The sequence below is a fragment of the Streptomyces sp. NPDC051211 genome, from assembly GCF_040689505.1.
Classification (GTDB): Bacteria; Actinomycetota; Actinomycetes; order Streptomycetales; family Streptomycetaceae; genus Streptomyces.
Map to the genome: position 1 here is coordinate 59,579 of NZ_JBFBAV010000008.1, position 24,174 is coordinate 83,752.

The window sequence follows — 24,174 nt, forward strand, 5'->3', positions numbered from 1 at the left end:
TCGCTCCCGTCGGCGGTTCAGGCGATCTCGTGCCGGAAGTCGGCGGGCCGCGGCCGCTCGTGGCCGAGCAGCATGATCAGCAGCGGTGCCTCGTCGGTGCCGGAGAGTCCGAGCTGCTCGATGTGGGAGATGGTGTCGAAGCCCAGGGCGACGCCCGCGCCGAGGCCGTGGGCGGCCGCCGTCGTGTAGAAGGTCTGGGCGACCGCACCGATGGTGCCGTTGACGAGGCGGTAGCCGCGGTCGCCCACGGCGTCCAGCACGGCGGTGGTGCGTACGGCCGGGACGAGGACCGCCGCCGCCTGCTCCAGGTTGTAGTTGGACAGGAAGTAGGTGCGCTGCAGGAACGGTCCGGGCGGGCCGTCCACCAGCAGGTGGAGGGTGTGGCCGTCGGGGTCGTAGGCGTAGGTGCCGGGCGCCACTCCGTCGACGTGGTTGACGTAGGCGTACAGGGTGGTCAGGCGCGGCCCGTCGGGGCGTTCGGCCTCGCTGCCCAGGGTGGTCGCCGCGCAGTCCGCGAGGGCGGCCGCGAGCTGCGGGGCGGTGATCGGGCGGCCGGCCTCGAAGCGGCCGAAGCTGCTGCGCCGGGCGCGCAGGGCGGCCGCGGTGCCGAGCGGGGCCGCGGCGGGGGCCGGCAGCGGCACCGGGGGCCGGCCGGTGGTGCGCGGCGGGCGGGCGGCCGCCGTGTCGAGGGCGCCGGGGGCCGGCCGGTCGGCGGCCCGGCCGAGGGTGGCGGCGTGGATGCGGTGCAGGGTGTCGAACTCCAGGACCGTACGGGAGCGTTCGCGGTCGCGGTGCCGGACGGCGGGCGCCTCGGCGGGAGTCGTGGGGGTGGCGGGGGTGGCGGGGGTGGTGTGGGTGGCACGGGGCTCGGCCGGGGCGCCCGTGTGGTGCAGCGGGACGACGGCGAAGAAGCCCTCGTCCTTCGGGTCCACGCCGATCAGCCGGGCCAGCCGCTCCTCGTCGAACCACAGCACGGGCGCGATCGTCAAGCCGCGCTCGGCCGCCCAGAGCCGCCAGGTCTGGAGCAGGGCGCCGACGTCCATGCTGACGGCGTGGAAGGAGAAGCTGTTGTACTTGAAGGCGTTCTGCCAGTACTTGACGCCGAGGATCAGGTACTCGTCGGCCGCGGCAAGGACTCCGGGCGCACCGGCCGCGTCTGTTCGGCCGGATCGGCCCTCTGCGGCGCCGCCGAGGACGGCCCGCACCTCTCCGGTGATGTCGCCCGCCAGCAGCCGGCGCATCCCGTGCTGATGCGGGGTGTAGTGGTGCAGGCCGGGGACGACCGGCCCGCCGGCGCCGGTGGCCCAGTAGACGCTGACCGGGTAGAGCCCGCCGCCCGAGGCGGTGCCCCGGGACCAGTTGGCGTGGGTGTAGTGGGGCAGGGCGGCGAGGTCGGTGTTGGCTTGCACGCCCAGCCGGCGGCCGGTGAGCCCGTAGCTGTCCTGGAGCATCGCGCCGAGCAGCGGCAGGGTGAACCCCTCCCCCGGTACGGAGGCACCGGCGGGACCGGTGGGGCCGGTGGGGCCGGTGGGGCCGGTGGGGCCGGTGGGCAGCGTCAGCAGCTCGGTGCCCGGGTAGTACTTCGCCTTGCGGGGACGGTCCGCCCAGTCGGGGACGAAGTCGACGGGCTCCATCGGTATCCGGCCGCGGTGCATGATGTCGTGCGCGTAGTCATGGGCGTAGCCCACGGGTCCTCCTGCGTTCGTTCGTCGGGTGTTTCCCCGGGACGGCCGAGGGTGCGGCCGAGCGGGCGGCCCGATCAGGGGAAGGGGTGCGGGGCCGGGTTGAACTCGCCCGGTTCCAGGTCGTGTTCGCGCAGTCCGGCGGCGCGCAGTGCAGTGCGCAGCCGGGGCATGCCGAGGGCCCGCTGCCGGGACCAGCCGAAGTCGATGGGCAGCAGCCCGGGTACGAGCACGCTCACCGTGTGCAGGCCCAGTGCCCGCTGTTCCGGCAGGGTCTGGTCGACCACGACGACGTCGAATCCCTCGGCCGTCACCGCCGCGACGCACCGGTCGAGGTCGTCGCGGACGTCGTCGGCGACGACGGCTCCGGCGGCATCGGGCCAGGCCAGCCCGGCCACCGTGCGCGGCGCCCGCTGCGGGGCCCGCAGCAGGAAGTCGGCGTGCCGGCCCATCTCCGGGACCCCGTACACCAGCGGGTGGTCGTGCAGAGCCGTGACCAGGTCGAAGTCGGCTGCCATGGCCCGCAGCCGGGTCTCGTCCCGGCGGGTGCGGCCGGGCAGGTTCACTGCGTCGGTGGCGATCTCGCAGAGGGCGGAGTCGAGTGCGGATTCGGGGTCTAGGCCGGCTCCGGCGCCGAAGCACATCCGGCCGGTTCCGCCGTCGAACCGCTCGGCCACGGCCGTCACCACCGGGATCGGGAAGGTGATCCGGGTGTCGAAGAACCGGGCCCGGTAGCCGTACATGGCCAGCCGGTCGACCATCGCGCGGGTCGCCGGTCGGGTGCTGGTGGCCGGGTCGATCTCGGGCAGCGGCTGGCGCCCGTACCAGGCCAGCAGGAAGGCGTCCCGTTCCACGACCTCCATCAGGCCGAAGTAGACGGCCTCGGCCAGACTGCCCCCCGAGGCGCAGCCGTTGGAGCTCTCCTGCACGAACCGGTTCTCCAGGCCGGGTGCGTGATAATACGTCAGGACCTCCGGTACCAGGCGGGGGGCGCGGTCGCGCAGGGACCAGCCCCACACCCAGGGGATCTCGCGGTCCGGGTCGAAGGGCCGTACCCGCGGGTTGTCGCGGTGGAACCGCTCGCTGTAGAGCCCGACTTCGCGGGGGTCGACGGCGTCGGGGCCGAGGGCCTCGAGACTGCCGGACACCCCGGTGGTCCGGGCCCGGGCCCGCATCCCGGCGTACCGCTCCAGCCCTTCCAGCACGCCGACGCGGGCGCTGCGGTCGAAGGAGTCGGTGTGGCCGCCCCAGAAGGTCTCCCGCAGGTAGGCGCCGGAGCGCAGGGAGAAGCAGCCGATGGTGGCGGAAGTGGTGGTCGAGGAGATGTCCTGGACGAGGGAGGGTCCCAGGGCGCCGCACAGGGGGTTGGCGAAGGCGGCCACCTCGATCCCGTACGAGTCGAGGGGCCGGGTCCGGAACACCCCGGGCCGGTACTTGGGCGCGGCCGCCAGGTCCGGCACGGCCGGCGCGTCCGCCTCGGGTGTGGCGCAGGCCGGGCATTCGGGGTCGGGGACGAGCGGGCAGCGGCGCACGGTGCCGGTGCGCAGGTCCAGCAGCCGCACCTCGGGGAAGGGGCCGGCGGGCGGCGGGCTGGCGGCGGCGGCCGTGACGAGTGCGGCGAGGAGTTCGGCGGCGAACGGGAGCGCGTACGGCCAGGCACCCGCGGCACGGGTGCCGCCGCCCAGCTCCAGCGCGTCGCGCAGCGCCACGGAACGGACGGCCTGCCAGCGCCGCTCCAGACAGCGCGGGCAGCTGCCCGGCGCCCCGACCACGGCGTGATGGCCGTACAGGTGCACGGGCACCGCGTCGTCCGGCCCGGACCGGGTGGCCGGGGCCGGCGCGCTGAACGCGTCCGCCATTCCCAGCACCGACAGCGCGGCACGCGGACCGTCCAGCACCCGAAGGGCCCGGGCCAGCTGCACGGCGAACCGCTCGGCGACGTCCGGCCCCAGGCCGGCGGCCAGGTCCGCGGCCGATCCGGCAGCCGCCCCGGCGGCCAGGTCCGCGGCCGCATCGTCGACGGGGTTGGTCGCGGCGGCGGCCACGGTGCCTGCCGCAATGTCCGCCACGGCGAAGGCCGCCGGGGCAGGTGCGGCGGAGGGCGCGGGGTAGTCCGCCGCCGGGTCGGCCGCGGCAGAGGGCGCCGGGACCGTCGCCGGGTCCGCCGTCGTGGAGGGGGGCGGCTCAGGCGTCATGGCCGGGCTCCTGCGCGGCCGTGAGCAAGACCCGGACCGTGTGGATACCGGCCTGGGCCAGGTCCGCGGAGCCGGTCGGTACGGCGTAGGCGTCGCGACCGGCCGACCGGAGCCGTTCCAGGACTTCCGGCCAGGCCGGGACCGGGGCGCCGGACAGCTCGGCCGCGGCACCGGGCGAGGTGGTGAGGGTGCGGGCGTCCAGGTCGCGCAGCAGCGGGTCACCGGTGTCGGCGGGCGTACCGCCGGCCGCCTCGTCGCGCTCGTACTGCACCGCGCCGAGCAGGTCGCGCAGGGCGGCCACGGCAGCCACCTGCCGGTCGGGGTCGCTGCCGGCCGCCCAGCGGCCGCCGGAGCGGGCCAGCAGGACGTGGAGGCCGGAGTGTGCCGCCTCCCCGAGGTCGAGCAGTTCGACCGGAAGGTCGAGGCGCTCCGCCGACCGCACCAGGAAGGTGATTTCGGGGTCGGTCTCCGCTGCGAGGTGCACGGGCCGGGCCTCCGCACCGCGGACGGCCCGCAGCAGCGCGTCGTGGGCGAGGGCGGAGCGGAGTCCGGCGGCGGCCGCGTCGGCGCGCGACGGGCCCGCTCCCGCGCCGGCCCGGCTGCGTTCGAACAGGCCGGCGGCGTTGTGCGGGCCGAAGGGGCGCACGGCCCCGGCCGGGACCAGCACCGGCTCCTTGGTGAGCAGCGAGACGCCCTGCTGGTGGGCGGTGGGTGTGCCCACCGCCCCGGAGGCGACGGCGAGGACAGCCGCCGCCCGGCCCGAGCCCGGACCCGGCGTCACCAGGCCGCGGGCGGGCGCGACATGCTCGGCGTACACGATCGCGGCCTCGTCCAGGGCGCGCATCCGGGCGCCCGCGACATGGTGGACGTCGAAGGCGGCGACGGCCCGGCGGCCGGTGTGTCCGATGCCGAGTTCGACCACGCTCAGCTTGAGCGGTATCTGGGTCAGCGGCTCGTCCGCGTACCGGGTGAACACCCCTGCGTGCGGCCGGACGAGCACCGCGCGCCGGTTCAGTTCCTCGACCAGCGCGTCGGCATCCCGCGCGGTGTCCAGGGTCGGCAGGGCGGGCGCGCCGGAGGTGCCGGCGGCGGACAGGTCGACCGGGGCGGCGGCCTCGGCCGGGCCGGCTTCGGCTCCGTCCGCGATGTGCCCGGCGGGTCGACCCTCCGGGCGGCCCTCGGCCCGGCTCTCCGCACAGAAGGGGCAGCCCGGGTGCGGGAGGAGCGGTTCGGCGGTGACGTCGAGCGATTCAAGGTCCTGGACGAGGATCTGCCCGGCGGTCTCGGCCGGCAGCGCCCCGGAGGCGGCCCGGAACACCTCGTAGCCCAGCAGGTTTCCGAGCATCGCGGCCAGCGGTCCGGCCGGCTCGGCCCCGCCCGGCAGCCCGGCCCCCGGCAGGGCCAGCGCGCTCCACAGCCCGGCCGCGGCGCCCGCGCCGCCCTCGGTCGCGCCGGCGCCCAGCCGCAGTGCGGCGCAGGCCCAGCAGCCGGCCCGGCCGGCCCGGGTCTGCGGTCCGACCACGGCGTACGAGCCGTAGGTCCAGGCGGGCAGCAGCAGCCGCCCCTCGGGAATGCCGGCCCGGAGCAGCGGCAGCAGCCGGGCGGGGGCGGACTGCCCGCCGCCGGTGACCACCACGGCCCGGTACCCGTCCAACGCGGCCCAGTCCAGGGGCCCCTCGGGGGTGCCGGGCAGCCGGCTGATCCGGGCCGGGCACCCGTCGGCCGTGGCCTCGGCGGCCTCGGCCTCGGCCTGCCCGGTATCCAGGCCGGGCAGGACTCCGACGGCCGCGCAGCCGTTGCGGATCAGGCTGAGCACGCACCAGCGGGCCGTCTCGTCGTCGCCCAGGACGGCCACCGGGGTGTCCCGGAAGACCCGGAACCGTTCTTCGGCCTCGTCGGCGTAGTGGTCGGCGTAGGCGATCTGCGGGGCGTAGCGGCGGGCCACGTCCTCCGGCAGGACGGGTTCCCGGTCCTCGGGACGGGCCGGGACGGGGCGGGCGAAGTCCCGTTCGTACAGGGTCTTCACGAGCTCGCCGACCATTCTGCGCTGGGTGTCGCCCAGCCCGGTGCACAGTTCGGCCACCGTGTGGTCACCGGTCAGGTGCGGGACGATCAGGGTGGCGAAACGGTACGCCGATTTCGCGGTGAGGCGGAATCCGCCGTCGGCGTTGTGGAACAGGACGCCGTCCGGTGTCTCGGTGAACAGCACGTCCCGGCGGATGCGGGGCCGGGTCGCGGAAACGGTTTCGTAGGTGGTTCGGGCCATGGGACACCCCTGGGTGCGGTCTGGGAGGGAGGAGGGGAGGGGAGGGGGCAGGAAGGGAGGTCTGGAGCTCGGGTGGTTCGGCGGGCGGTCAGCGGGTGGTCAACCCGTGACGGCGGGAGGGGCCGTGGTGTGACGGGTGGGGCTGGTGGGTCGGGTGTGCCAACGCGCGTAGAGGCGCAGCAGCGGGTGCATCCGGTAGGGGCCGGGCGGGCCATCCTCCAACAGCCCGGCTTCCACGAGCTGTTCGAGTACCCCGTCGGCCTCGTCGGTGCCGGGGCCGGTCCCGGCCGGGTGCCGGCCCAGCCGCAGGAAGGCCTCGCGCAGCTCCGGGGTGAGCGACTCGACGGCCTGTCCGAAGACCGCGGGCACCGACATCCGGGGGTCCTCGGCGAGCGCGAGCCGGCCGGCCGGGTCCTGGGCCAGCCAGTCCGCGCAGTGCGCCACGGACAGGGACGGCCGGGTGAGCAGCCGTCCGGCGGCGATCCGCAGGGCGAGCGGGAAATGTCCGCAGACCGCGGCCAGTTCGCCGGCCGCCTCGGCTTCGGCGGCGATCCGCTCGGCGCCGACCAGGCCGGACAGGAGGTCGTACGCCTCGTCGGGTGCGAGTACGTCGAGGCGGTGGACGGCGCCGCCGCGGGTGGCGACCACGGCGGCCAGCCCGCGCCGGCTGGTGACCACGACCGTGGCGTCCCCGGCCGCGGCGGCGGGCAGCAGCGGGAGCACCTGCCAGGCTCCGGCGGCATCGTCGAGCAGCACCAGCCGCCGCTCTCCGACGGGTTCGGGTATCAGCTTGCGGGCCTCCTCGACGGTGACCGGAGTCCCGTCCGGCCGGGCCAGCGGGACGACGTGGGACCCGCCGGGGAAGGCGTGGCGGGCGTCGTACGCGCATTGGAGTGCCAGCGCGGACTTGCCGATGCCGGGCGCGCCGGAGACGACGACCAGCCGGGGTCCGGCGGGGGCGGCCAGCTGCCCGGCCATCGCCGCCCGGCCGTCGGCCCGCCCGGCGAATCCGGGCGGCGGCTGCACGGTCTCCACGGGCGGGTCCGGGAAGGCGGGAGAGGGAGAGGGAGCGGCGGCCGGGAGGGCGGGGACGGGGCCCGGGGCCGCGGGCAGCGCCGGCGGCTCCGCCCGCAACGGTCGGCTGCCCTCCCCCGGTGCGGGCAGGGGGCCGTGCAGGTCCTCGGCCCGCAGGATCGCCAGTTCCAGTCGTTGCAGGCCGGCCCCCGGATCGATGCCGAGCTCGTCGCGGAGCCGGTCCCGTACGGTCCGGTACTCGGCGAGGGCCTCGGCCTGCCGGCCGGTGCGGTACAGGGCTTCGATGAGCTGCTCGGTGAAGCGCTCGCGCACCGGGTGGCGGCGGGCCGCGTCGTAGAGGTCGACGAGGACCTGGTGGCAGTTCCCCGCGGCCAGTTCGAGGTCGCAGACCCGTTCCAGCACGCGCAGCCGTTCCTGTTCCAGGGCGGGAACGGCGTCGCGGTGCAGCAGCCGGGAGGCCACGTTCGCGAGGGGCTGGCCGTGCCAGAGGGAGAGGGCCTCCCGCAGCCGGTACAGCTCCTCGCCGGGTCCCTGCGCGGCCGCGGCGCTGCCGGCCAGCCCACGGAAGGCGACGAGGTCGAGGCTGTCGGCGTCGGCGCGCATGCGGTAGCCGCCCGGCACGGCTTCGATGGTGGTGGCCGATATCCCGTACTTGGCGAATATCCGGCGCAGGCGCAGGACGCAGGTCTGGAGGGCGGCCCGCGCGGTGGCGGGCGGCTCCTCGTCCCATACGGCGCGCAGGAGATAGCCGGTCGACACCACCGCTCCGGGGTGCAGCAGGAGGGCGGCGAGCAGGCTGGTCGGTTTCGATGGTTTGAGAACAACGGTTTCGGGGCCGTGCGCAATGCTGAGGGGCCCCAGGAGCTGGAACCGCATGGTCGATCCCCCGGACGCGTGCGCGGGGGTTGCGGTCCGGACCCATGACAAAGAGCCTGGTTCCGCCCCCCGTTGGGCGGTGAATAAAAAGGAACCCTACATAACGGATCTTGTGGAAGTCGAGCTGCCCAGTGGCCGGTTTACGTCGGCGAGATCCTTTCTCCCCTCTCTGTAACCTGGGCGTTTCGTGGAGTTACCGACGGTTGGTCAATCCCGTTCAGCGATAAACGAATTACGCGGGGACATGCTGTCCCATGACCACCCCCGGAGGGAACACCGCGGCGCGAATTCATCCCCCTCGACCACCGTCCGGGCGTCCCGGCGGCAGGACTGCTTACGCAGCCCGAGAGTCGAAAGAAAGTCCATATCTGGACTTTAGATTTCCTTTACTTACAGGTGGTCGCGAACTCCCGGGAATTCACCCTGCTCAATGCCCCCGGCCCGGCCCGGGCCGCCCTCCCCCGGGGCCGGCCCTTCGGCCGCGCGGGCGATCTCCGGGACGTCCGGGCCCGCGAACGGGGTTGGTGACGTTGCGTCATGTTCTTCTGGGTCTCGTCACTCCTCGAATCCGCCGGTCGAGAAGGAGAACCCCGTGCCCCGCACCCCCCGCAATCCCCGGCTGCGCGCCCTGCGCCGCCGCGTCCCGCGCGCCGCCGGTACCGCCGCCCTGGCCGTCGCCCTCACCGTGCTGGCCGTCGCCCCGACCTCCGCCGGGGAACAGCCGCTGGCGCTGTCGCACCCGCGCGTCGTGACCCGTTTCGATTTCGCCGCAGGGCAGACGCCGGAGAACATCGTGCTGGAGCCCGACGGCTCCGCGAACCTGACCTTCGCCCACGCCCGCCAGGTCGCGCGGGTCACCGTACAGGGCGACACGCGGATCCTCGCGACCCTCCCGTCGGCAGCAAACGCGACCGCCACGCCGCTCATCGGCGTGGCGGTCGTGACCGGGATCGCCCGGACCCGGGACGGGTCCCTGTACGTCGGCTACCCCACCGGCACCGCGGACCTGACCGGGATCTGGCGGATCGCCCCCGACGGCTCGGTCAGCCGCTTCGCGGCCCTGCCACCGGACGGCTTCGCCAACGGCCTCGCGGTCGACGAGCGGCGCGGCGTGCTCTACGCCGCCGATTCGGTGCGCGGCACGGTGTGGCGGGTATCGCTGCGCGACGGCTCGGTGACGGCGTGGGCGACCCGCGCCGAGCTGCAGCCGGTGTCCTCCGTCGGCGCCAACGGCATCCAGCTGCGGCCCGACGCCGTGTGGGTGTCGAATCCCGACCACGGCACCCTGCTGCGCATCCCGGTGCTCCGCGACGGGTCGGCCGGAGTGGTCCAGACCCGGGCGACGGGGCTGGCCGGAATCGACGACTTCGCCTTCGTCGGGACGGGCGAGACGGTCCTCGCGGCACTGCACACCACCAGCGAGATCGCCGTGGTCCAACCCGACGGAACGCACTCCGTCCTGCTCGGCCCGCGGGACGGACTGACCAATCCCACCTCGGTGGCGGTGCGGCAGCAACAGGTGTACGTCCCCGGCGCGGCCTCCGCCACGATGCAGGACCCGAATCTGCTGCTCGCCCGGCTCGGCAAGCAGAAGAAGCACCGGGCGTAGCGGCAGGCAGGCAGGCAGTCAGTCAGCCGGCCGGCCAGGCCGGTCGGTCGGTCGGCCCGGATCAGGCGGAGACGGATTCGCCGACCACGACCGAGAGGGTGGAGTGCTTGCGCCGCAGGGCCTTCAGCGGCTGGTAGGCGGGCGCGTCCCAGAACTCCTGGGCCGCGGCCTTGCTCGGGAACTCGTGGACGACCAGGCGCGACGGCCTCCAGTCGCCCTCCAGCAGCAGGGGGTTCTCGTCGACGAGCAGGTTGCGGGCCCCGGCCTGCTCGATCAGCGGGTCCACTCCCTCCACGTACTGCTGGAAGCCTTCCGGGTCGGTGATGTCGAGGTCGATGACGACGTAGGCGGGCATGTGCTGCTCCTGAAGTGGTGAAGTAGTGAAGTGTGGGCTTGCTCGTTGTCGACCGTATGCGGGTGCACGCGGGTGTTCCCATACGAGAAGTGGCCCGGAACATGCGTGATCGTCCCGGCCGGAGTGCCGGTCGCTAGATTCGCTCCCATGGACGTTTTCAGCGATGTCATCGCGACCATGCGGGCGGGCCGGGCGAAGTTCACCCGCACCCGGCGCAGCGGAGTCTGGGGCAACCGGTTCGGCCCGGACCCCGGTGCGGGATTCCACGTCGTGCTGGGCGGCGGGTGCTGGCTGATTCCGCCGGCCGGCGCCCCGGTGCGGCTGAGCGCGGGCGATGTGGTCTTCCTTCCGCACGGCGCCCAGCACGGGCTCAGCGACTCGCCGGACCGCACGCTCGCCAGCCTTCCGCCGGCGCCGCCGCCCGGCTCCCCGGAGATGCGCGCCCTGGAGACCGGCAGCGCCGCGGCACCCGCGACACCCACCGACCCGGGCGAGGTGCGGATGCTGTGCGGGGCGTACCGGCTCGACCGGGGGCAGACGCATCCGTTCCTGCGCGGTCTGCCGGAGGTCATCCATCTCCCGGCCCGGCTGGGCCGCCACGCTTCCCTGCGGTCGGCCGTCGATCTGCTGAGCGCCGACCTGGAGCAGGACCGGCCGGGAGCGGAGGCCGCGCTGCCGGCGCTGCTGGACCTGCTGCTCGTCTACTTGCTGCGCGCCTGGCTGGAGGAGCAGGCCGAGCTGCGGCCCGGCAACGGCTGGTGCGCGGCGCTCGGGGACCCGGCCGTCGCGGCCGCCCTGAACCACATCCACCGGCAGCCGGCGCACCCGTGGACCGTGCAGGCGCTGGGCACGGCGGTGGGCCTGTCGCGGACCGCGTTCGCCAAGCGCTTCACCGCGTACGTCGGCCAGTCCCCCATGGCGTACCTGTCCTGGTGGCGCATGAACACCGCAGCCCGTCTCCTGCGGGCCGACGACTCCCCCCTCAGCGCCATCGCCCAACAGGTCGGCTACACCTCCGAGTTCGCGTTCTCCCACGCCTTCAAGCGGGCCCACGGCCGGGCACCCGGCCGGTTCCGGCGTGAACACGCCGAAGAACGGACGGGGTTCGAACCTTCTGCGGGCGGAGGCCGTACAGCGGGTTGAAGGCCGTGCACAGAAGGGGATGAGAATGGCAGCGTTCTCGACGTTCCGGGTACCGGAGCGAGTGCGGGGGTCCGAGCCGGACCGGCGGCTGGGGCAGCGGATGGTGCGCGCCTGGCAGCAGGACGGGATCTTCCAGGTGGTACGGGATCCGCTGCTGGAGGAGCGCACCGAGGCCGCGATGGGGGCCGCGCGGGCGTTCTTCCGGCAGCCCCTGGCCGAGAAGGCGGCGTGCGTCAACGACCTCTCGTACAGCGGGTACATCGCCTCCGGGGAGGAGCTCACCGCGGGCGAACGGGACCAGCCGGAGATCTTCACCATCACCCCCGACCTCGGACTCTCCCACCCACGGGTGCAGCAGGGGCTGCCCTGCCACGGGCCGGTGCCGTGGCCGGGTGGCGGGTTCCGGCCAGCGATGGAGGGATACCTGGGCGGGGTCGGCGGCCTCGGCGACCGGATCCTGCGGCTGGTCGCGCTGGGCCTCGGGCTGGGTCTCGACGGCGCGGACGCCGAACCGCTGACGGGGCTGACGGAGGGCGGCTGGCACCACATGCGGGTGCTGCGGTTCCCGCCCCGTACGGCGGGGCTGGAACGCGGGATCGGCTCACACACCGACTACGGGCTGCTGGTGATCGCCGCGCAGGACGAGGTGGGCGGGCTGTACGTGCGGCCGCCCGTGCCGGGTGAGGAACGGCCGCGGAACTGGCGGGCGGACGAAAGTTCCGCGGGCCTGGCCGAGGGCGAGCCGGGCTGGCGGTTCGTCACGCCCGTGCCGGGGGTGCTGACGGTCTTTCCGGGCGACATCCTGCAGTTCCTGACCGGCGGGGTGCTGCTGTCGACCCCGCACAAGGTCCGGCTGGCGGACCGGGAGCGGTTCACCCTGGCGTACTTCCACGAACCGCACTTCGACGCCAGGGTCCGGCCGCTGGTGCCGGCGCCCGGGAACGACACGGAGCTGCACTACGGGCACCACTTCACGCAGATGTTCCTGCGCTGCTACCCGGAGCGGGCGACCACGCGCCGCATCACGGCGGAGGGCCGGACCGCCCTTGCCGGCGGGCAGTGTGCCCTGACACCCCTGCTCGGGGGAAGCGGGCAGGCCGTGCACGCCTGCCCGCAGTGCTGCCGGTGACCGGGCGGTGTCAGCAGGCGTCGGCCCAACTGTGCGAGGACACACGGTCGTTCCAGCCGGACGGCATGCTGCTCCAGTAGACGCCGTTGGGCAGACAGACGAACGAGCCGCGGCGGCCGATGTTCTCGTAGAAGAGGACGTCCTCGTAACTGCCCGAGTAGCCGTCGTTCTTGGCGGACGACACCTTGTCGTTCATGTCGCCGCAGCCCGTGTTGTAGCGGTAGTCGCTGTCGTCCCCGCTCCACCGGCAGCTCGCTCCGCCGGCGCCGGTGTGCTCCCACACGTAGAGGTTGCCGTCCGCGGCGACCGCGACGGCGGACGGCAGAGTGGCGGCGAGGACGGCGGACACGGCGAGCGTCGCCGCGGCAAGGGTCTTGTTCATCTTCGTCATCCTGAGCATGTGACGCGTGTTTCCTTTCATGTCACGCCGAGGGCAGGACTGCCCCGGCGAGGATCTGACGGGCCCTGGGGAGGGCGGCGCGCTGGAGCCGCAGCCGGGTGGCGATCTGCGTCCCGTACCGGGCGCGGACCTCGGACCCGTACTGCTCGTCGAGGGCGGCCGCGGTCCGGGCCAGGCCCGAATCGCGGGCGCAGCCGGCCTCGGCCACGGCCAGGCGGACCTCCGCCGCGCGGGCCCGGTCGGCCGACAGGCCACGCAGCAGCCCGGGCAGGTCCCGGCGCAGGGCGTGCGGGCCGGCGAACCGGTGGCCGCGGGCGGCCATGCAGTCGGCCCAGGCGGCCTCGGCCTGCCGGAACCGCCGGTCCTCCCGCACCTTCGGTACGTACAGGGGTGACAGGTTCGCCACGACGAGCCGGGCGGCGAACCAGCCGGGCAGGTCGCCGTACAGCCGCCGCTGCGCCGCCGCGGTGCATCCGTCGTCGCTGGCGGAGGCGACACCGCCGGCGGGCATCCGGACGGACAGGCCCACCGGGCGCCCGCCGTTCAGGGCGGCGAGCGCGGCCTTCTGCCGTTCGGGGGGAAGGCTGCGGAAGTAGCGCGCGTTGGGGTCGGCGTCCTTGCGGGCGGCGGCCCGGCGCTCCAGCTCCAGGCCGTATCTGTGGGAGCGGGCCCAGGCGATGTCGTCGATGACGTACGGGAACCTGCGGACGGGCCGGGCGTCGGGCACGGTCTCCACGTAGGCGAACTGCTGCGCCCTCAGGCAGCGGCCGATGAGCACCTGTTCGGCCCGGTCCAGGGTGCGCAGTTCGGCGGGGGTCAGGGCAGGTTCCGGGGGCAGGGCGGGCCCGGGGGGCAAGGCCGGCCCGGCGGCCTGCGCGTCCGGCGGCCGCGGTCCGGCCTCCGGACGCTGCGCCGTGCCGGTGGCGCAGCCTGCGGTGACGGCGAGCACGGCGGCCAGCACGGCGGCCGGCACGGCGAGCCTCAGCGCTGACCGCACGGCCGGAGGGGCGTGCAGCGGGCGTGACGTCGGCGGTGGAATGTCGTTCCCCCTTCGGGACCCGGCCGGGACGCGATCAGGCTGCCCGAAGATCGTCCGGGGGACACGGGACACCAGTGCGGAAACGTTGGTTCCTCGCCCGGGAGAGTGGCGCGCCGTTCAGCGGGCTGACGCCCGGGCGAGAGGCCTCGGCTCAAGTCCGCCGCGGCAGGTGCCGATGGTCTGCGGTGTGAATCTCTTCGCGGGTGCCCTGGGCGTGATGACGGCCGTCGTGCTGGCGGCCCTGCCGGTGGCCGGGGTCGGGGCCGGAACCGGTACTGGTTCCGGCCCCGGTTCGGGTTCCGGTTCCGCCTCCCCGGCCCGGCCGGCTGCCGTCGTGGTAGCCGCCGAGGACGAGGGACTGCGGGCCCTGTACGGGTCGGAGAACCGCCGGATCCGGACCGGGAGCCGAGTGGTCGCGCTGACCTTCAACGCGGCCTGGAACGACAAGGGACTGGCCACCGTCCTCGACGTGCTGGGCCGCCACCGTGCCCCGGCCACGTTCTTCCTGACCGGGGACTTCGCCGACCGGCACCCCGCCGCCGCCCGCACCATCGCGGCGGCCGGCCACGGGCTCGGCAACCACTCGTACGGCCACCCCTACTTCGCGGACCTGACCGAGGCCGAGCGGGCGGACGAGGTGCTCGATGCGGACCGGGCCATCCGTGCCGCCTCCGGTGCCGTGCCGACGCCGTTCTTCCGGTTCCCTTACGGGGAGACCACCGCCGAGCACATCGCCGAGGTCAACGCCCTGGGGTTCGCCGACATCGAGTTCACCACCGACACCAACGGCTACCTCGGCACGGCCGGCGGGATGACGGTGGACAAGACCGTGCAGCGGGCGCTGGACGCGCTGCGGCCGGGCGCGATCATCCAGATGCACGTGGGCGCATCGGGCGGGCAGCAGACCGTGCTCGACGCGGAGGCCCTGCCGCGGATCATCGATGCCGTGCACGCCCGCGGCTACCGGATCACCGACCTGCGCGGCCTGCTGGGCACCCGCACCCCCACCCCCACGCCCACCCCGACAGCACCGTAGCCGGGGCTACCAGCGGCCCGGGGCGGGGCCGGTGACCGGCTCCGACGGCCTGCCGTCCACGCCGACCGGAACGTCTCCGGCGAGCATCACCCGGTGCATGACCCGGGGCTGCCCGAGGTGGGCGGTGTCGTTGGGGGCCAGGTGGATGGTGGCACGGTTGTCCCAGAAGGCCACGCTGCCCGGCTCCCACCGGAACCGGACGGTGTACTCGGGGCGCACCGCCTGCTCCAGCAGCATCTCCAGCAGCGGGCGGCTCTCGGTGCGCGACACCTCCAGGATCCGCTCGATGTAGTAGCCGTTGACGGACAGCAGCCGCTCGCCGGTCTCGGGGTGCACCCTGACCAGGGGGTGCACCGAGGCGGTCTGGTGCTCCAGCAGGTGGCGGACGTACGCGTCCTCGCCGGCCCGCGGCTGGTAGCCGACGCCGAGCCGGTGCTCGGCGCGCAGACCGTCGACGAAGGCCCGTACGGGCGTGGACAGGCCCGCGTAGGCGGCCGCCAGATTGGACCAGGTCGTGTCGCCGCCGTAGGGCGGCACGGTTTCGGCGCGCAGGATCGTCGCGGCCGGCGGGTCGATCCGGGCGCCGTGGTCGCAGTGCCAGCCGCGCAGCAGCGAATGGCGGCGCCGCTCCAGCCATTCGGCGTGGTCCATGCCGTAGCGGCCGCCCAGTTCCAGCCGGTCGGCGGTGGTTTCGACCTGGGGGTGGTCGGGGGGTGAGGCGCTGCCGCGGGAGCGGAGGGTGACCGGATCACCGAAGCGGCGGGCGAAGGCGACGTGCCCGGTGTGGTCGAGCCGCTGTCCCCGGAAGAACACCACCTTCCAGCGCAGGACCGCCGCCCGGATCTCCGCGACCACCGCGTCGTCGTGCAGGTCCTCGGCCAGGTCGACGCCCGTGATCTCGGCACCGATGTGCCCGGCGACCGGGTGCACTTCCACCTTGGTGACCTCGTCCTTGTCCGTCGTCATACGCCCTCCGTCGGGTCGGTCGGTTGGTCGGGGTGGGTTGGGCCGGCTCCGTACGTGCCGTCCGGAGCCGGCAGGGCATCAGGCGGGCGGGGTGAGGAGGCCCGCGGCCATCTCGCGCATCTCCACCTTGCGGATCTTGCCGGTCACCGTCATGGGGAACTCCTCCACCACATGGACGTACCGCGGGATCTTGAAGTGGGCGAGCCGGCCGGTGCAGTACGCGCGGACGGAAGCGGCGGTGAGCGGCTCGGCGCCCTCCCGCATCCGCACCCACGCCATCAGTTCCTCCCCGTATGCGGGGTCGGGCACGCCGATGACCTGGACGTCCAGGATGTCCGGGTGCCCGTGCAGGAACTCCTCGATCTCGCGCGGGTAGAGGTTCTCGCCGCCGCGGATCACCATGTCCTTGATGCGGCCGGTGATGCCGAGGTAGCCGTCCTCGTCCATGACCGCCAGATCGCCGGTGTGCATCCAGCCGTCGGAGTCGACGGCCTCGGCGGTCTTCTCGGGCTCGGCCCAGTAGCCGAGCATCACGGAGTAGCCGCGGGTGCACAGTTCGCCGGCTTCGCCGCGGGGCACCGTCCGGCCGGTGGCCGGATCGACCACCTTCACCTCCAGGTGCGGTCCGACCCGTCCGACCGTGGACACCCGGCGTTCCACGCTGTCGTCCGCGCGGGTCTGGGTGGACACCGGTGAGGTCTCCGTCATGCCGTAGCAGATCGACACCTCGGCCATCCCCATCCGGTCGACGACCTCCTTCATCACCTCGACCGGGCACGGCGATCCGGCCATGATGCCGGTCCGCAGGCTGCTCAGGTCGTAGCGGTCGAAGTCCGGGTCGGCCAGCTCGGCGATGAACATGGTGGGAACGCCGTAGAGGGAGGTGCAGGCTTCCGCTTCGACCGCGGCGAGGGTGGCGGAAGGGTCGAAGGACGGCGCCGGGATGACCATGGCCGCGCCGTGGCTGGTGCAGGCGAGATTCCCCATGACCATGCCGAAACAGTGGTAGAAGGGCACCGGGATGCAGACCCGGTCCTGTTCCGTGTAGTGACACAACTCCCCGGTGAAAAAACCGTTGTTGAGGATGTTGTGGTGAGACAGGGTGGCGCCCTTGGGGAAGCCGGTGGTACCGGAGGTGTACTGGATGTTCACCGGGTCGTGCGGGCTCAGCAGGGCCTGGGCGCGGGCGAGTTCGGCCGGGTCGGCGGCGCGGCCGCGGTCCAGCAGGGAGGTCCAGAGCGGACTGCCGAGGAGCACCGCGAACTCCAGTTGCGGGCAGCGGGGGCGCACTTCCTCGATCATCGCCGCGTAGTCGGAGCTCTTGAACCGGTCGGCGGCGGCCAGCAGCCGGATCCCGGACTGGTTGAGGACGTACTCCAACTCGTGCGAGCGGTACGCGGGGTTGACGGTGACCAGGATCGCCCCGATCTTGGCGCTGGCGTACTGCAGGAGGGTCCACTCGGCGCGGTTGGGCGCCCAGATGCCGACCCGGTCGCCCCGGGCGATGCCGAGGTCCAGCAGTCCGAGGGCGAGTGCGTCGACGTCGGCGGCCAGTTCCGCGTACGTCCACCGGCGGCCGGCGGCGAGGTCGATCAGGGCGTCCCGGTCGGGGAACCTCCGTACGGTGCGGTCGAGGTTGGCGCCGATCGTGTCCTCCAGCAGGGGGACGTCCCGGGTCCCGGACGCATGACTCGGCTTGCTCGACCCGCTCGGCTTGCTCGACCCGCTCGGCGTGATCGGCTCGCTCGGCGTGGTGGACACGGCGTACCTCCCGGTGTCGTCGGCAGCGGTCCGGCCCCGGCGGGCCGGCGCCCCTCCTCATGATCCTCTCTCGGGAGCCCGTTCAGGAATCGTTCAGGGCGAGGCCGGCCCGGACCACACGCCCCGTCCCCGTCGTCGTCCCCCCATCGGACTGGGCCCCAGTGTGCTCCTTGGCGCTCATCCGATCACCGAATGGCCTGAAATATACTCATGGAGTGACCGATACCTCCCTGCCTCCGTGCCCCCAGTGCTCCAGCGCGTACACCTACGAGATGGGGGCGCTCCTCGTCTGCCCGGAATGCGGGCACGAGTGGTCCCCCGCAGCGTCGGCCGATGCCTCCGGTGTGAGCGCGAGCGGGGACCGCGTGGTGCGGGATGCGGTCGGCAATGTGCTCGCCGACGGTGACACCGTGACGGTGATCAAGGGTCTGAAGGTCAAGGGCAGCCCGTCGGGCATCAAGGCGGGCACCAAGGTGCGCAACATCCGCCTCGTCGACGGGGTGGACGGCCACGACATCGACTGCAAGGTGGAGGGCTTCGGTCCCATGCAGCTGAAGTCGAGCGTGGTCCGCAAGGCCTGACCGGCGTCCCGGTCCGGCGGCCGCCCGGACTCCGCTTGACGGGCGGGCCGGCCGGCCGATATGGAGATGCTGGCACCGATCCGGGTGCGAAAACGGGGGTGCACATGAAGCCGCTCCAACCGGGCGATCCCGCCTCGGTCGGCGAGGGCCGGTACCGGTTGACCGGACGGCTCGGCCAGGGGGGCATGGGCGTGGTCTACCTCGGCCGTTCCCAGTCCGGGCGGCAGGTGGCCGTGAAGGTCGTGCGCCCCGAGCTCAGTACGGAACCCGGGTTCCGCCGCAGGTTCGCCGACGAGGTGGCCGCGGCCCGGCGGGTGGGCGGCTTCCACACCGCCCCGGTCGTCGACGCCGACCCGGAGGCGGACCCCGCCTGGCTGGTGACGGCGTTCGTGCCGGGACCCACCCTGGCCGAGGTGCTCGCCCGGGTCGGCGCGCTGCCGGTGGACACGCTGACGGTGCTGGCCGCCGGTCTCGCCGAGGCCCTGGAGGCAATCCACCGGGCCGGGGTCATCCACCGCGATTTCAAGCCCGCGAACATCATCGTCGCGGAGGACGGGCCGCGGGTCATCGACTTCGGCATCGCGCGTGCACTGGACGGCACCGCCCTGACGCAGACCGGGCTCCAGGTGGGCACCCCGGGGTTCCTGGCGCCCGAGCAGCTCACCGGGGGGACGATGACCCCGGCGGTGGACATGTTCGCCCTCGGGGTGGTGCTCACCCAGGCGGCGGGCGGCTCCCCCTTCGGCGACGGCCCGTCGGCGGCCCGGCACTACAAGGTGGTGCACGAGGAGCCGGACCTGGCAGAGGTCCCCGGCGAACTGCGGGAGCTCATCGCGGCCTGCCTGTCCAAGGACCCGGCGGGCCGGCCCACACCGTCCGCCTTCCTCGACCGGCTGACGGTCCGCCACCCTCCGGGCGACAGCTGGCTGCCGGACGCGGCCACGCAACTGCTGCCCCGCGCAAACCCCGCGGCCCCGGCCACCCCAGCGGCTCCGGCACACCCCGTGACCGCGCCCGATGCGGCCCGGCCGGGGGCGCCTGTTGCGGGCGCGGCGGTTCCCACCGCGGCCGCAACGGCCGACACCGGCCCCGCGGCGGTCCAGCCCCCGACGGTGACCTCGGCTCCCCCTGCGGGCTACGGCACCGCGAACCCCGGCCCGGATCCGGATGCCGGTACGGGTCCGGGTGCCGGTACGGGTCCGGATGCCGCTACGGGTCCGGGTGCCGGTACGGGTCCGGATGCCGCTACGGGTCCGGGCTTCGGCCCGGTCGCCGACGCGGGCACAGGTCCCGGCCCGGGCTTCGGCCCGGGTGCGGGCACCGTCACAGGCCCGAGTGCCGGCCCGGGCGCGGCCCCCAACCCGAGCGCGGGCTCCGGCCCGAGCGCGGGCTTCGGCCCGGGCGCGGATTTCGGCCCGAGCGCGGGTGCCGGGCAGGCGGTGACGGTGGCCGGGGGTGGGGCCGGGCCGTCGGGTGTCGCCGAGCGGCCGCAGGAACGGCCGTTGGCCCGGCGCGCGGTGATCGCGACGGCGGCCGCGCTGGTCGCGCTCTCCGCCGTCGGCCTGGTGCTGTGGCAGCCGTGGGCCGGCTCCCCCGGCGACAACACCAAGGGCGGCGAGAACCCGCCCGCCTCGGCCGCCTCCTCCCCCGGCCCGGCGCCGTTCCCCACCGCCCCGATGCTGATCCGGCAGGACACCGCCCCGGGCTGGCCGAAGGACTGCCACGGGGTGATCGCCCGCCGCGACCCGAAGTCCCCCTCCGCCGAGCGGCTGCTCGCCGGGGACAGCTGCGACATGCTGCCCCAGTGGTCCCCCGACCGCCGGTCGTTCGCCTTCACCCGGGTCACCCCGCAGGGCGCGGCCGTCTGGACGGCCGACGCCGACGGCTCGAACCCGCGGCGAATCGCCGCCATCGCCGGGGGCCGGGTGTCCTGGTCCCCGGACGGCACCCGGCTCGCCGTACTCCGCGAAAAGGGCGGCGTACAGCAGCTGTTCTCGGTGAAGGTCTCCGACGGATCCGCGCAGCAGCTCACCATCGGCAGCAGCCAGGTCGAGGACCCCGCCTGGTCACCGGACGGCAAGCGGATCGCCGTCTGCCTTCAGGACGGGCCCGGCAACTGGCAGATCCACGTGGTGGATGCGGCCGATCCCGGGACTTCTCCGCACCGGGTGTCCTGGCTGCCGCACCCGGCGCTCGACCCCGTCTGGTCCCCGGACGGCCGTACGTTCGCCTACACGGCGGGCACGTACGGCACGGGCACCCAGGGCGACATCCGGCTCGTGGACTCGGACGGCGGCAACGACCGGGCCCTGGTGGCCACCGGCGCCCACGAGATGGACCCCAGCTGGTCCCCGGACGGCAGCTGGCTGGCCTTCGTCCGCGGCCCGTACGAGAAGCCGGTGGTCTGGGCGGTCCGGCCGGACAAGTCCGGCGAACGGTCGGTCACCCCCGGCGGCTCCGCCGAGGGGCACCCGGCCTGGCGCTGATCCGGACGCCCCTTCACCAGGTTCCGGCGAGCCGGTGCAGCCGCAGCGCCAGCTGGAGTTCGAGCGCCCGGGCCGGGGTGTTCCAGTCCGCGCCCAGCAGGCGGCCGATCCGGTCGAGGCGCTGCACGACCGTGTTCACGTGGACGTGCAGGACGTCCTTGGTCCGGGTGAGGCTGGCGTTCTGCGCGAAGTACGCGTCGAGGGTGCCGGTCAGGTCGGTTCCGCGTTCGGCGTCGTAGCCGAGGAGCGGGCCGAGGGTGTTCCGTACGTACCCGGACACGCCGGCCGGGTCACCGAGCAGCAGGCCCACGAAGCCGAGGTCCGCGAGGGCTCCGCCCTGGCCGGTCCGGCCGAGGGCGCGCAGGGCGGACAGGCACTGCCGGGCCTCGGTGTGGGTGTCCGGCAGGCCGGCGGGGCCGGTGGTGGGGCCAGCGGCTCCGACGGTGACGGGGGCGTCGGCCGCCTGGCCGAGTTCGGCGGCGAGGGCGTGCGCGGTCGTGCCGGGCGTCCGGGTGGGGAGGAGCAGGACCACCTGCTCGTGGTGGATGCCGGCCAGTCCGCGGTGGGCGTGGGCGCTGCGGGCGGCGGCGGCGAGCAGCCGGTGCCGCGGGGCGGTCTCGCTGTGGGCGACGAAAACGCCGTGCGGATGGCTCAGGCCGATGCCCAGCCGGCGGGCGCGGGCGGCGAGGCTGTCGGGGTCCCCGGAGGTGGCGAGGAGGTCGTTGAGCAGTTCGCCGCGTACCCGGTCCTCGGTCTCGGCCACGGAGCGGCGCAGCAGCAGGAGGAGCGCGGTGACCACGCCGGCGCGTTCGAACAGCAGCCGGTCGGCGTCGGCCAGGGCGGGGCGGCCGGTCAGGGCGATGCTGCCGAGGAGTTCGGGGCCGGCGAGCACGGCGCACACCCAGGTGCCGTCCAGCGGGACGGCCCGGCCGCTGGCCCGGGAGGCGGCGACCGCCCGGGCGGGCGGGGGCAGCGGCTCGGTGCCGGTGCGGGCGAGTTCGGCTCCGTCGGCGTCGTGGATGAGGATGCCGGCGTCGAGGATGTCGGCGATCTGGGCGGCCACGCCGGTGGCGTCGCCGCCGCGCAGGACGAGGTCGGTGAGCTGGTCGTGGGCCTGTTCGGCGCGGCGCATGGCCTCGCTGTGGGCCTGGATGGTGCGGGAGGCGGAGTTGAGGTCGTCCAGGGCCGCGCGGGTCTCCTCGAGCAGCCGGGCCCCGTCGATGGCGATGGCGGCGTGGTCGGCGAGCGAGGAGAGCAGGGCGACCTCGTCGGGGGTGAAGGTGCGCGGGGTGCGGTCGGCGGCGTAGAGGACGCCGATGACCCGGGTACCCACGCGCAGCGGTACGCCCAGGATGGCCCGCAGGCCTTCGTCGTGGACGGCGCTGTCGATGGCGGTGGTGTGGTGGAAGCGGGTGTCGGCCTGGTAGTCGCCGGTGGCGTAGGGGCGGGCGGTCTGGGCGACGAGGCCGCCGAGCCCTTCGCCCATGCCGAGACGGACCTGCTGGAAGGCGGGGGCCACCGCCCCGTCGGTGACCCGCATGTAGGTGTCGCCGGCTTCGTCGTCGTTGAGGGACAGGTAGGTGACGTCGGTGCCGAGGAGCAGCTTGGACCGGTGCACGATGGCGCGCAGTACGGAGTCCAGGTCGCGGAGTGCGGCCAGGTCGCTGGCGGTGTCGAAGAGGGCGGTGAGCTGGGCCTCGCGCCGGCGGTGCTGGCTGAGGGTGCGGCGGATGCGGAGGGCCGTCTCGGTGGCTTCGGCGAGTGCGGCCAGTTCGTCCGGGCCGGCCCCGGCCGCCCTGGCTTCGGCGGCGGGGCCGGCGAGTGCCTCGGCGGTGGCGCCCTCGGCGAGCAGGTCGAGGAGCTGCCGCAGGCCGGTGTGCGCGGGGTGGGGGCCGGGGGCTGTCACGGACGGGAGCATACGGTCGGTCAGGCCCGGGTGGGGCGGGGGTCGGCGGGGGTGCCGTGGCGGGCGGCGGCCGCGGCTGCGGTCGTGGTGGTGGGGCCGTCCTGTGCCAGGTCGCGGCCGCGGGTCTCCTTGGCCAGCCAGACGGTGAGGGCGGTGACGGCCGCCGCGGCGCTCAGGTAGACCGATACGGGGAGGGAGGAGTCGTAGTCCTTGAGGAGTTCGACGGCGATGATCGGGGCGAGGGCGCCGCCGACGATGGAGGCGAGCTGGGAGCCCATGGAGGCGCCGGAGTAGCGGACCTTGGTGTCGAACATCTCCGAGATGAAAGCGGCCTGCGGCCCGTACATGGCTCCGTGCAGGAGCAGTCCGACGGTGACCGCGAGGGCGATGACCGGGAAGGACTCGGTGTCGAGCAGGGCGAAGAAGGCGAAGGCCCAGCCCGCCATGCCGACCGCGCCGATGAGGGTGACGGGGCGTCGGCCGATCCGGTCCGAGAGCGCGCCCCAGGCGGGGATGGTGACGAAGTGGACGGCGGAGCCGATCAGTACGGCGTTGAGGGCGTCGCTCTTGGGGAGTCCCAGGTGGGCGGTGACGTAGACGAGGAGGAAGGCGGTGAGGATGTAGTACGAGATGTTCTCGCCGAGCCGGGTGCCGATGGCGGTGAGCACCTGGCGCCGGCCGGTGCGGAGGACCTCGACGACGGGCGGCTTCTCCTGGGCTCCGGTGGCCGCCGCCTCGGCGGCCTTGCGGCGGGCTTCGAGGAAGACCGGGGATTCGGAGACGGAGATGCGGATCCACAGGCCGATCACGACGAGGACGCCGGACAGCAGGAACGGGATCCGCCACCCCCAGGCGAGGAAGGCCTCGTCGGACTGGACGGCGGCGAGCAGTGCCAGGACGCCGGTGGCGAGGAGGTTGCCGCCGGGGGCGCCGGCCTGCGGCCAGGAGGCCCAGAACCCGCGCCGTTCTGCGCTGCCGTGCTCGGAGACCAGCAGCACGGCACCGCCCCACTCACCGCCGAGGGCGAAGCCCTGGACCAGGCGCAGCACGGTCAGCAGCACGGGGGCGCCCGCCCCGATGGCGGCGTGGGTGGGCAGCAGGCCCATCGCGAAGGTGGCTCCGCCCATCATCAGCAGGCTGAGGACGAGCAGCTTCTTGCGGCCGATCCGGTCGCCGAAGTGCCCGAAGACGATGCCGCCGAGGGGGCGGGCGGCGAAGCCGACGGCGTAGGTGAGGAAGGCGAGGAGGGTGCCGACGAGGGGATCGCTGGAGGGGAAGAACAGGGTGTTGAAGACCAGGGCGGCGGCGGATCCGTAGAGGAAGAAGTCGTACCACTCGATGGTGGTGCCGACGAGACTGGCGGCGACGATGCGGCGTATGCCGTGTCCTCCGGCCGGCGCAGCCATTGCGGGGGAGACCATGTGCACCACTTCCAGGCGGTTGGCGGGGACGTTCCGTGTCGCCACACCGTAGAAGCCCGCAGGTCAGCCGCGTATGTGGCTGACCCTCACATTCGGACACCGTCCTGTGTGCCCGACCACCACACCGCCGGCACAGACCTCGGGGCAGACGTGGGAGGTCGATGCTGCCGGCCCGAGTGGTGGGGGGCTGCCGCCTGCCGTACGGTAAATGGATATGGCACACCCTGTTCCCGTGGGAACTCAAGTCGTTCGGGTTCCGTCCCACGTAAGGGAATACCTGCGATCGCT

At 74.1% G+C, this 24,174-nt stretch carries 17 protein-coding genes; 6 read left to right on the forward strand and 11 right to left on the reverse strand.

What is annotated here, in order from left to right:
- Positions 1-17: 17 nt before the first annotated feature.
- The 4 genes from AB0447_RS10990 to AB0447_RS11005 all read right to left on the reverse strand — a co-directional run bounded on the left by AB0447_RS10990 (position 18) and on the right by AB0447_RS11005 (position 8,054).
- The gene (locus tag AB0447_RS10990) at positions 18-1,688 is read right to left on the reverse strand and encodes a nitroreductase family protein (RefSeq protein WP_366476276.1); all 1,671 of its coding nucleotides are present in this window, start codon (positions 1,686-1,688) and stop codon (positions 18-20) included.
- A 71-nt stretch (positions 1,689-1,759) separates the two neighbouring features.
- Positions 1,760-3,541, reverse strand: a complete 1,782-nt coding sequence (locus tag AB0447_RS10995) for a TOMM precursor leader peptide-binding protein (RefSeq protein ID WP_366476400.1) — start codon at positions 3,539-3,541, stop codon at positions 1,760-1,762.
- Between the two features lie 325 nt (positions 3,542-3,866).
- Positions 3,867-6,143 carry a TOMM precursor leader peptide-binding protein gene (locus AB0447_RS11000; protein WP_366476277.1) on the reverse strand — a complete coding sequence of 759 codons (2,277 nt, stop codon included), beginning with the start codon at positions 6,141-6,143 and terminating at the stop codon, positions 3,867-3,869.
- A 99-nt stretch (positions 6,144-6,242) separates the two neighbouring features.
- Positions 6,243-8,054 carry a BTAD domain-containing putative transcriptional regulator gene (locus AB0447_RS11005; RefSeq protein ID WP_366476278.1) on the reverse strand — a complete coding sequence of 604 codons (1,812 nt, stop codon included), beginning with the start codon at positions 8,052-8,054 and terminating at the stop codon, positions 6,243-6,245.
- A 592-nt stretch (positions 8,055-8,646) separates the two neighbouring features.
- Here AB0447_RS11005 and AB0447_RS11010 point away from each other — a divergent pair.
- The gene (locus tag AB0447_RS11010) at positions 8,647-9,663 is read left to right on the forward strand and encodes a hypothetical protein (protein WP_366476279.1); all 1,017 of its coding nucleotides are present in this window, start codon (positions 8,647-8,649) and stop codon (positions 9,661-9,663) included.
- A 61-nt stretch (positions 9,664-9,724) separates the two neighbouring features.
- Here the strand turns inward: AB0447_RS11010 and AB0447_RS11015 are convergent, their stop codons facing one another.
- Positions 9,725-10,018, reverse strand: coding sequence for a DUF1330 domain-containing protein (locus AB0447_RS11015; protein ID WP_366476280.1), 294 nt, complete (start codon positions 10,016-10,018; stop codon positions 9,725-9,727).
- Between the two features lie 147 nt (positions 10,019-10,165).
- Between AB0447_RS11015 and AB0447_RS11020 the strand changes: the two genes are divergently transcribed.
- Positions 10,166-11,161, forward strand: a complete 996-nt coding sequence (locus AB0447_RS11020) for an AraC family transcriptional regulator (RefSeq protein WP_366476281.1) — start codon at positions 10,166-10,168, stop codon at positions 11,159-11,161.
- 25 nt (positions 11,162-11,186) lie between these two features.
- On the forward strand, positions 11,187-12,290 hold the full coding sequence (locus AB0447_RS11025) for a 2-oxoglutarate and iron-dependent oxygenase domain-containing protein (RefSeq protein ID WP_366476282.1): 1,104 nt from the start codon (positions 11,187-11,189) through the stop codon (positions 12,288-12,290).
- Positions 12,291-12,300: 10 nt separating this feature from the next.
- Here the strand turns inward: AB0447_RS11025 and AB0447_RS11030 are convergent, their stop codons facing one another.
- Positions 12,301-12,690 (reverse strand): peptidase inhibitor family I36 protein, encoded by a 390-nt coding sequence (locus AB0447_RS11030; RefSeq protein WP_366476283.1) that lies wholly within the window; start codon positions 12,688-12,690, stop codon positions 12,301-12,303.
- Between the two features lie 22 nt (positions 12,691-12,712).
- Positions 12,713-13,687 carry a hypothetical protein gene (locus AB0447_RS11035; RefSeq protein ID WP_366476284.1) on the reverse strand — a complete coding sequence of 325 codons (975 nt, stop codon included), beginning with the start codon at positions 13,685-13,687 and terminating at the stop codon, positions 12,713-12,715.
- A gap of 229 nt (positions 13,688-13,916) precedes the next feature.
- Between AB0447_RS11035 and AB0447_RS11040 the strand changes: the two genes are divergently transcribed.
- Complete coding sequence (locus AB0447_RS11040) at positions 13,917-14,765, forward strand: polysaccharide deacetylase family protein (RefSeq protein WP_366476285.1); 849 nt, start codon at positions 13,917-13,919, stop codon at positions 14,763-14,765.
- Between the two features lie 6 nt (positions 14,766-14,771).
- On the opposite strand, the gene AB0447_RS11045 is transcribed toward AB0447_RS11040, so the two are convergent.
- Complete coding sequence (locus AB0447_RS11045) at positions 14,772-15,731, reverse strand: TauD/TfdA family dioxygenase (RefSeq protein WP_366476286.1); 960 nt, start codon at positions 15,729-15,731, stop codon at positions 14,772-14,774.
- 78 nt (positions 15,732-15,809) lie between these two features.
- Entirely contained in the window at positions 15,810-17,468 is a 1,659-nt protein-coding gene (locus AB0447_RS11050) for an AMP-binding protein (RefSeq protein WP_366476401.1), read from the reverse strand.
- Positions 17,469-17,707: 239 nt separating this feature from the next.
- Here AB0447_RS11050 and AB0447_RS11055 point away from each other — a divergent pair, with 239 nt between their 5' ends.
- A complete protein-coding gene (locus AB0447_RS11055; protein WP_366476287.1) occupies positions 17,708-18,073 on the forward strand; it encodes a zinc ribbon domain-containing protein YjdM in 366 nt (121 codons plus the stop codon).
- 104 nt (positions 18,074-18,177) lie between these two features.
- A complete protein-coding gene (locus AB0447_RS11060; protein ID WP_366476288.1) occupies positions 18,178-20,559 on the forward strand; it encodes a protein kinase in 2,382 nt (793 codons plus the stop codon).
- 13 nt (positions 20,560-20,572) lie between these two features.
- Here AB0447_RS11060 and AB0447_RS11065 read toward each other — a convergent pair whose 3' ends face one another.
- Together AB0447_RS11065 and AB0447_RS11070 are read right to left on the reverse strand one after the other, a co-directional pair.
- The gene (locus tag AB0447_RS11065) at positions 20,573-22,477 is read right to left on the reverse strand and encodes a GAF domain-containing protein (protein WP_366476289.1); all 1,905 of its coding nucleotides are present in this window, start codon (positions 22,475-22,477) and stop codon (positions 20,573-20,575) included.
- 8 nt (positions 22,478-22,485) lie between these two features.
- The gene (locus tag AB0447_RS11070) at positions 22,486-23,886 is read right to left on the reverse strand and encodes an MFS transporter (protein ID WP_366476402.1); all 1,401 of its coding nucleotides are present in this window, start codon (positions 23,884-23,886) and stop codon (positions 22,486-22,488) included.
- Positions 23,887-24,174 lie beyond the last annotated feature (288 nt).

Coding starts and splice junctions, on each gene's coding strand:
- AB0447_RS10995 (WP_366476400.1), bottom strand. CDS start 3,541: ATGGCGGACGCGTTCAGCGCGCCGGCCCCGGCCACCCGGTCCGGGCCG.
- AB0447_RS11000 (WP_366476277.1), bottom strand. CDS start 6,143: ATGGCCCGAACCACCTACGAAACCGTTTCCGCGACCCGGCCCCGCATC.
- AB0447_RS11005 (WP_366476278.1), bottom strand. CDS start 8,054: ATGCGGTTCCAGCTCCTGGGGCCCCTCAGCATTGCGCACGGCCCCGAA.
- AB0447_RS11015 (WP_366476280.1), bottom strand. CDS start 10,018: ATGCCCGCCTACGTCGTCATCGACCTCGACATCACCGACCCGGAAGGC.
- AB0447_RS11020 (WP_366476281.1), top strand. CDS start 10,166: ATGGACGTTTTCAGCGATGTCATCGCGACCATGCGGGCGGGCCGGGCG.
- AB0447_RS11025 (WP_366476282.1), top strand. CDS start 11,187: ATGGCAGCGTTCTCGACGTTCCGGGTACCGGAGCGAGTGCGGGGGTCC.
- AB0447_RS11030 (WP_366476283.1), bottom strand. CDS start 12,690: ATGCTCAGGATGACGAAGATGAACAAGACCCTTGCCGCGGCGACGCTC.
- AB0447_RS11045 (WP_366476286.1), bottom strand. CDS start 15,731: ATGACGACGGACAAGGACGAGGTCACCAAGGTGGAAGTGCACCCGGTC.
- AB0447_RS11060 (WP_366476288.1), top strand. CDS start 18,178: ATGAAGCCGCTCCAACCGGGCGATCCCGCCTCGGTCGGCGAGGGCCGG.
- AB0447_RS11065 (WP_366476289.1), bottom strand. CDS start 22,477: ATGCTCCCGTCCGTGACAGCCCCCGGCCCCCACCCCGCGCACACCGGC.
- AB0447_RS11070 (WP_366476402.1), bottom strand. CDS start 23,886: ATGGTCTCCCCCGCAATGGCTGCGCCGGCCGGAGGACACGGCATACGC.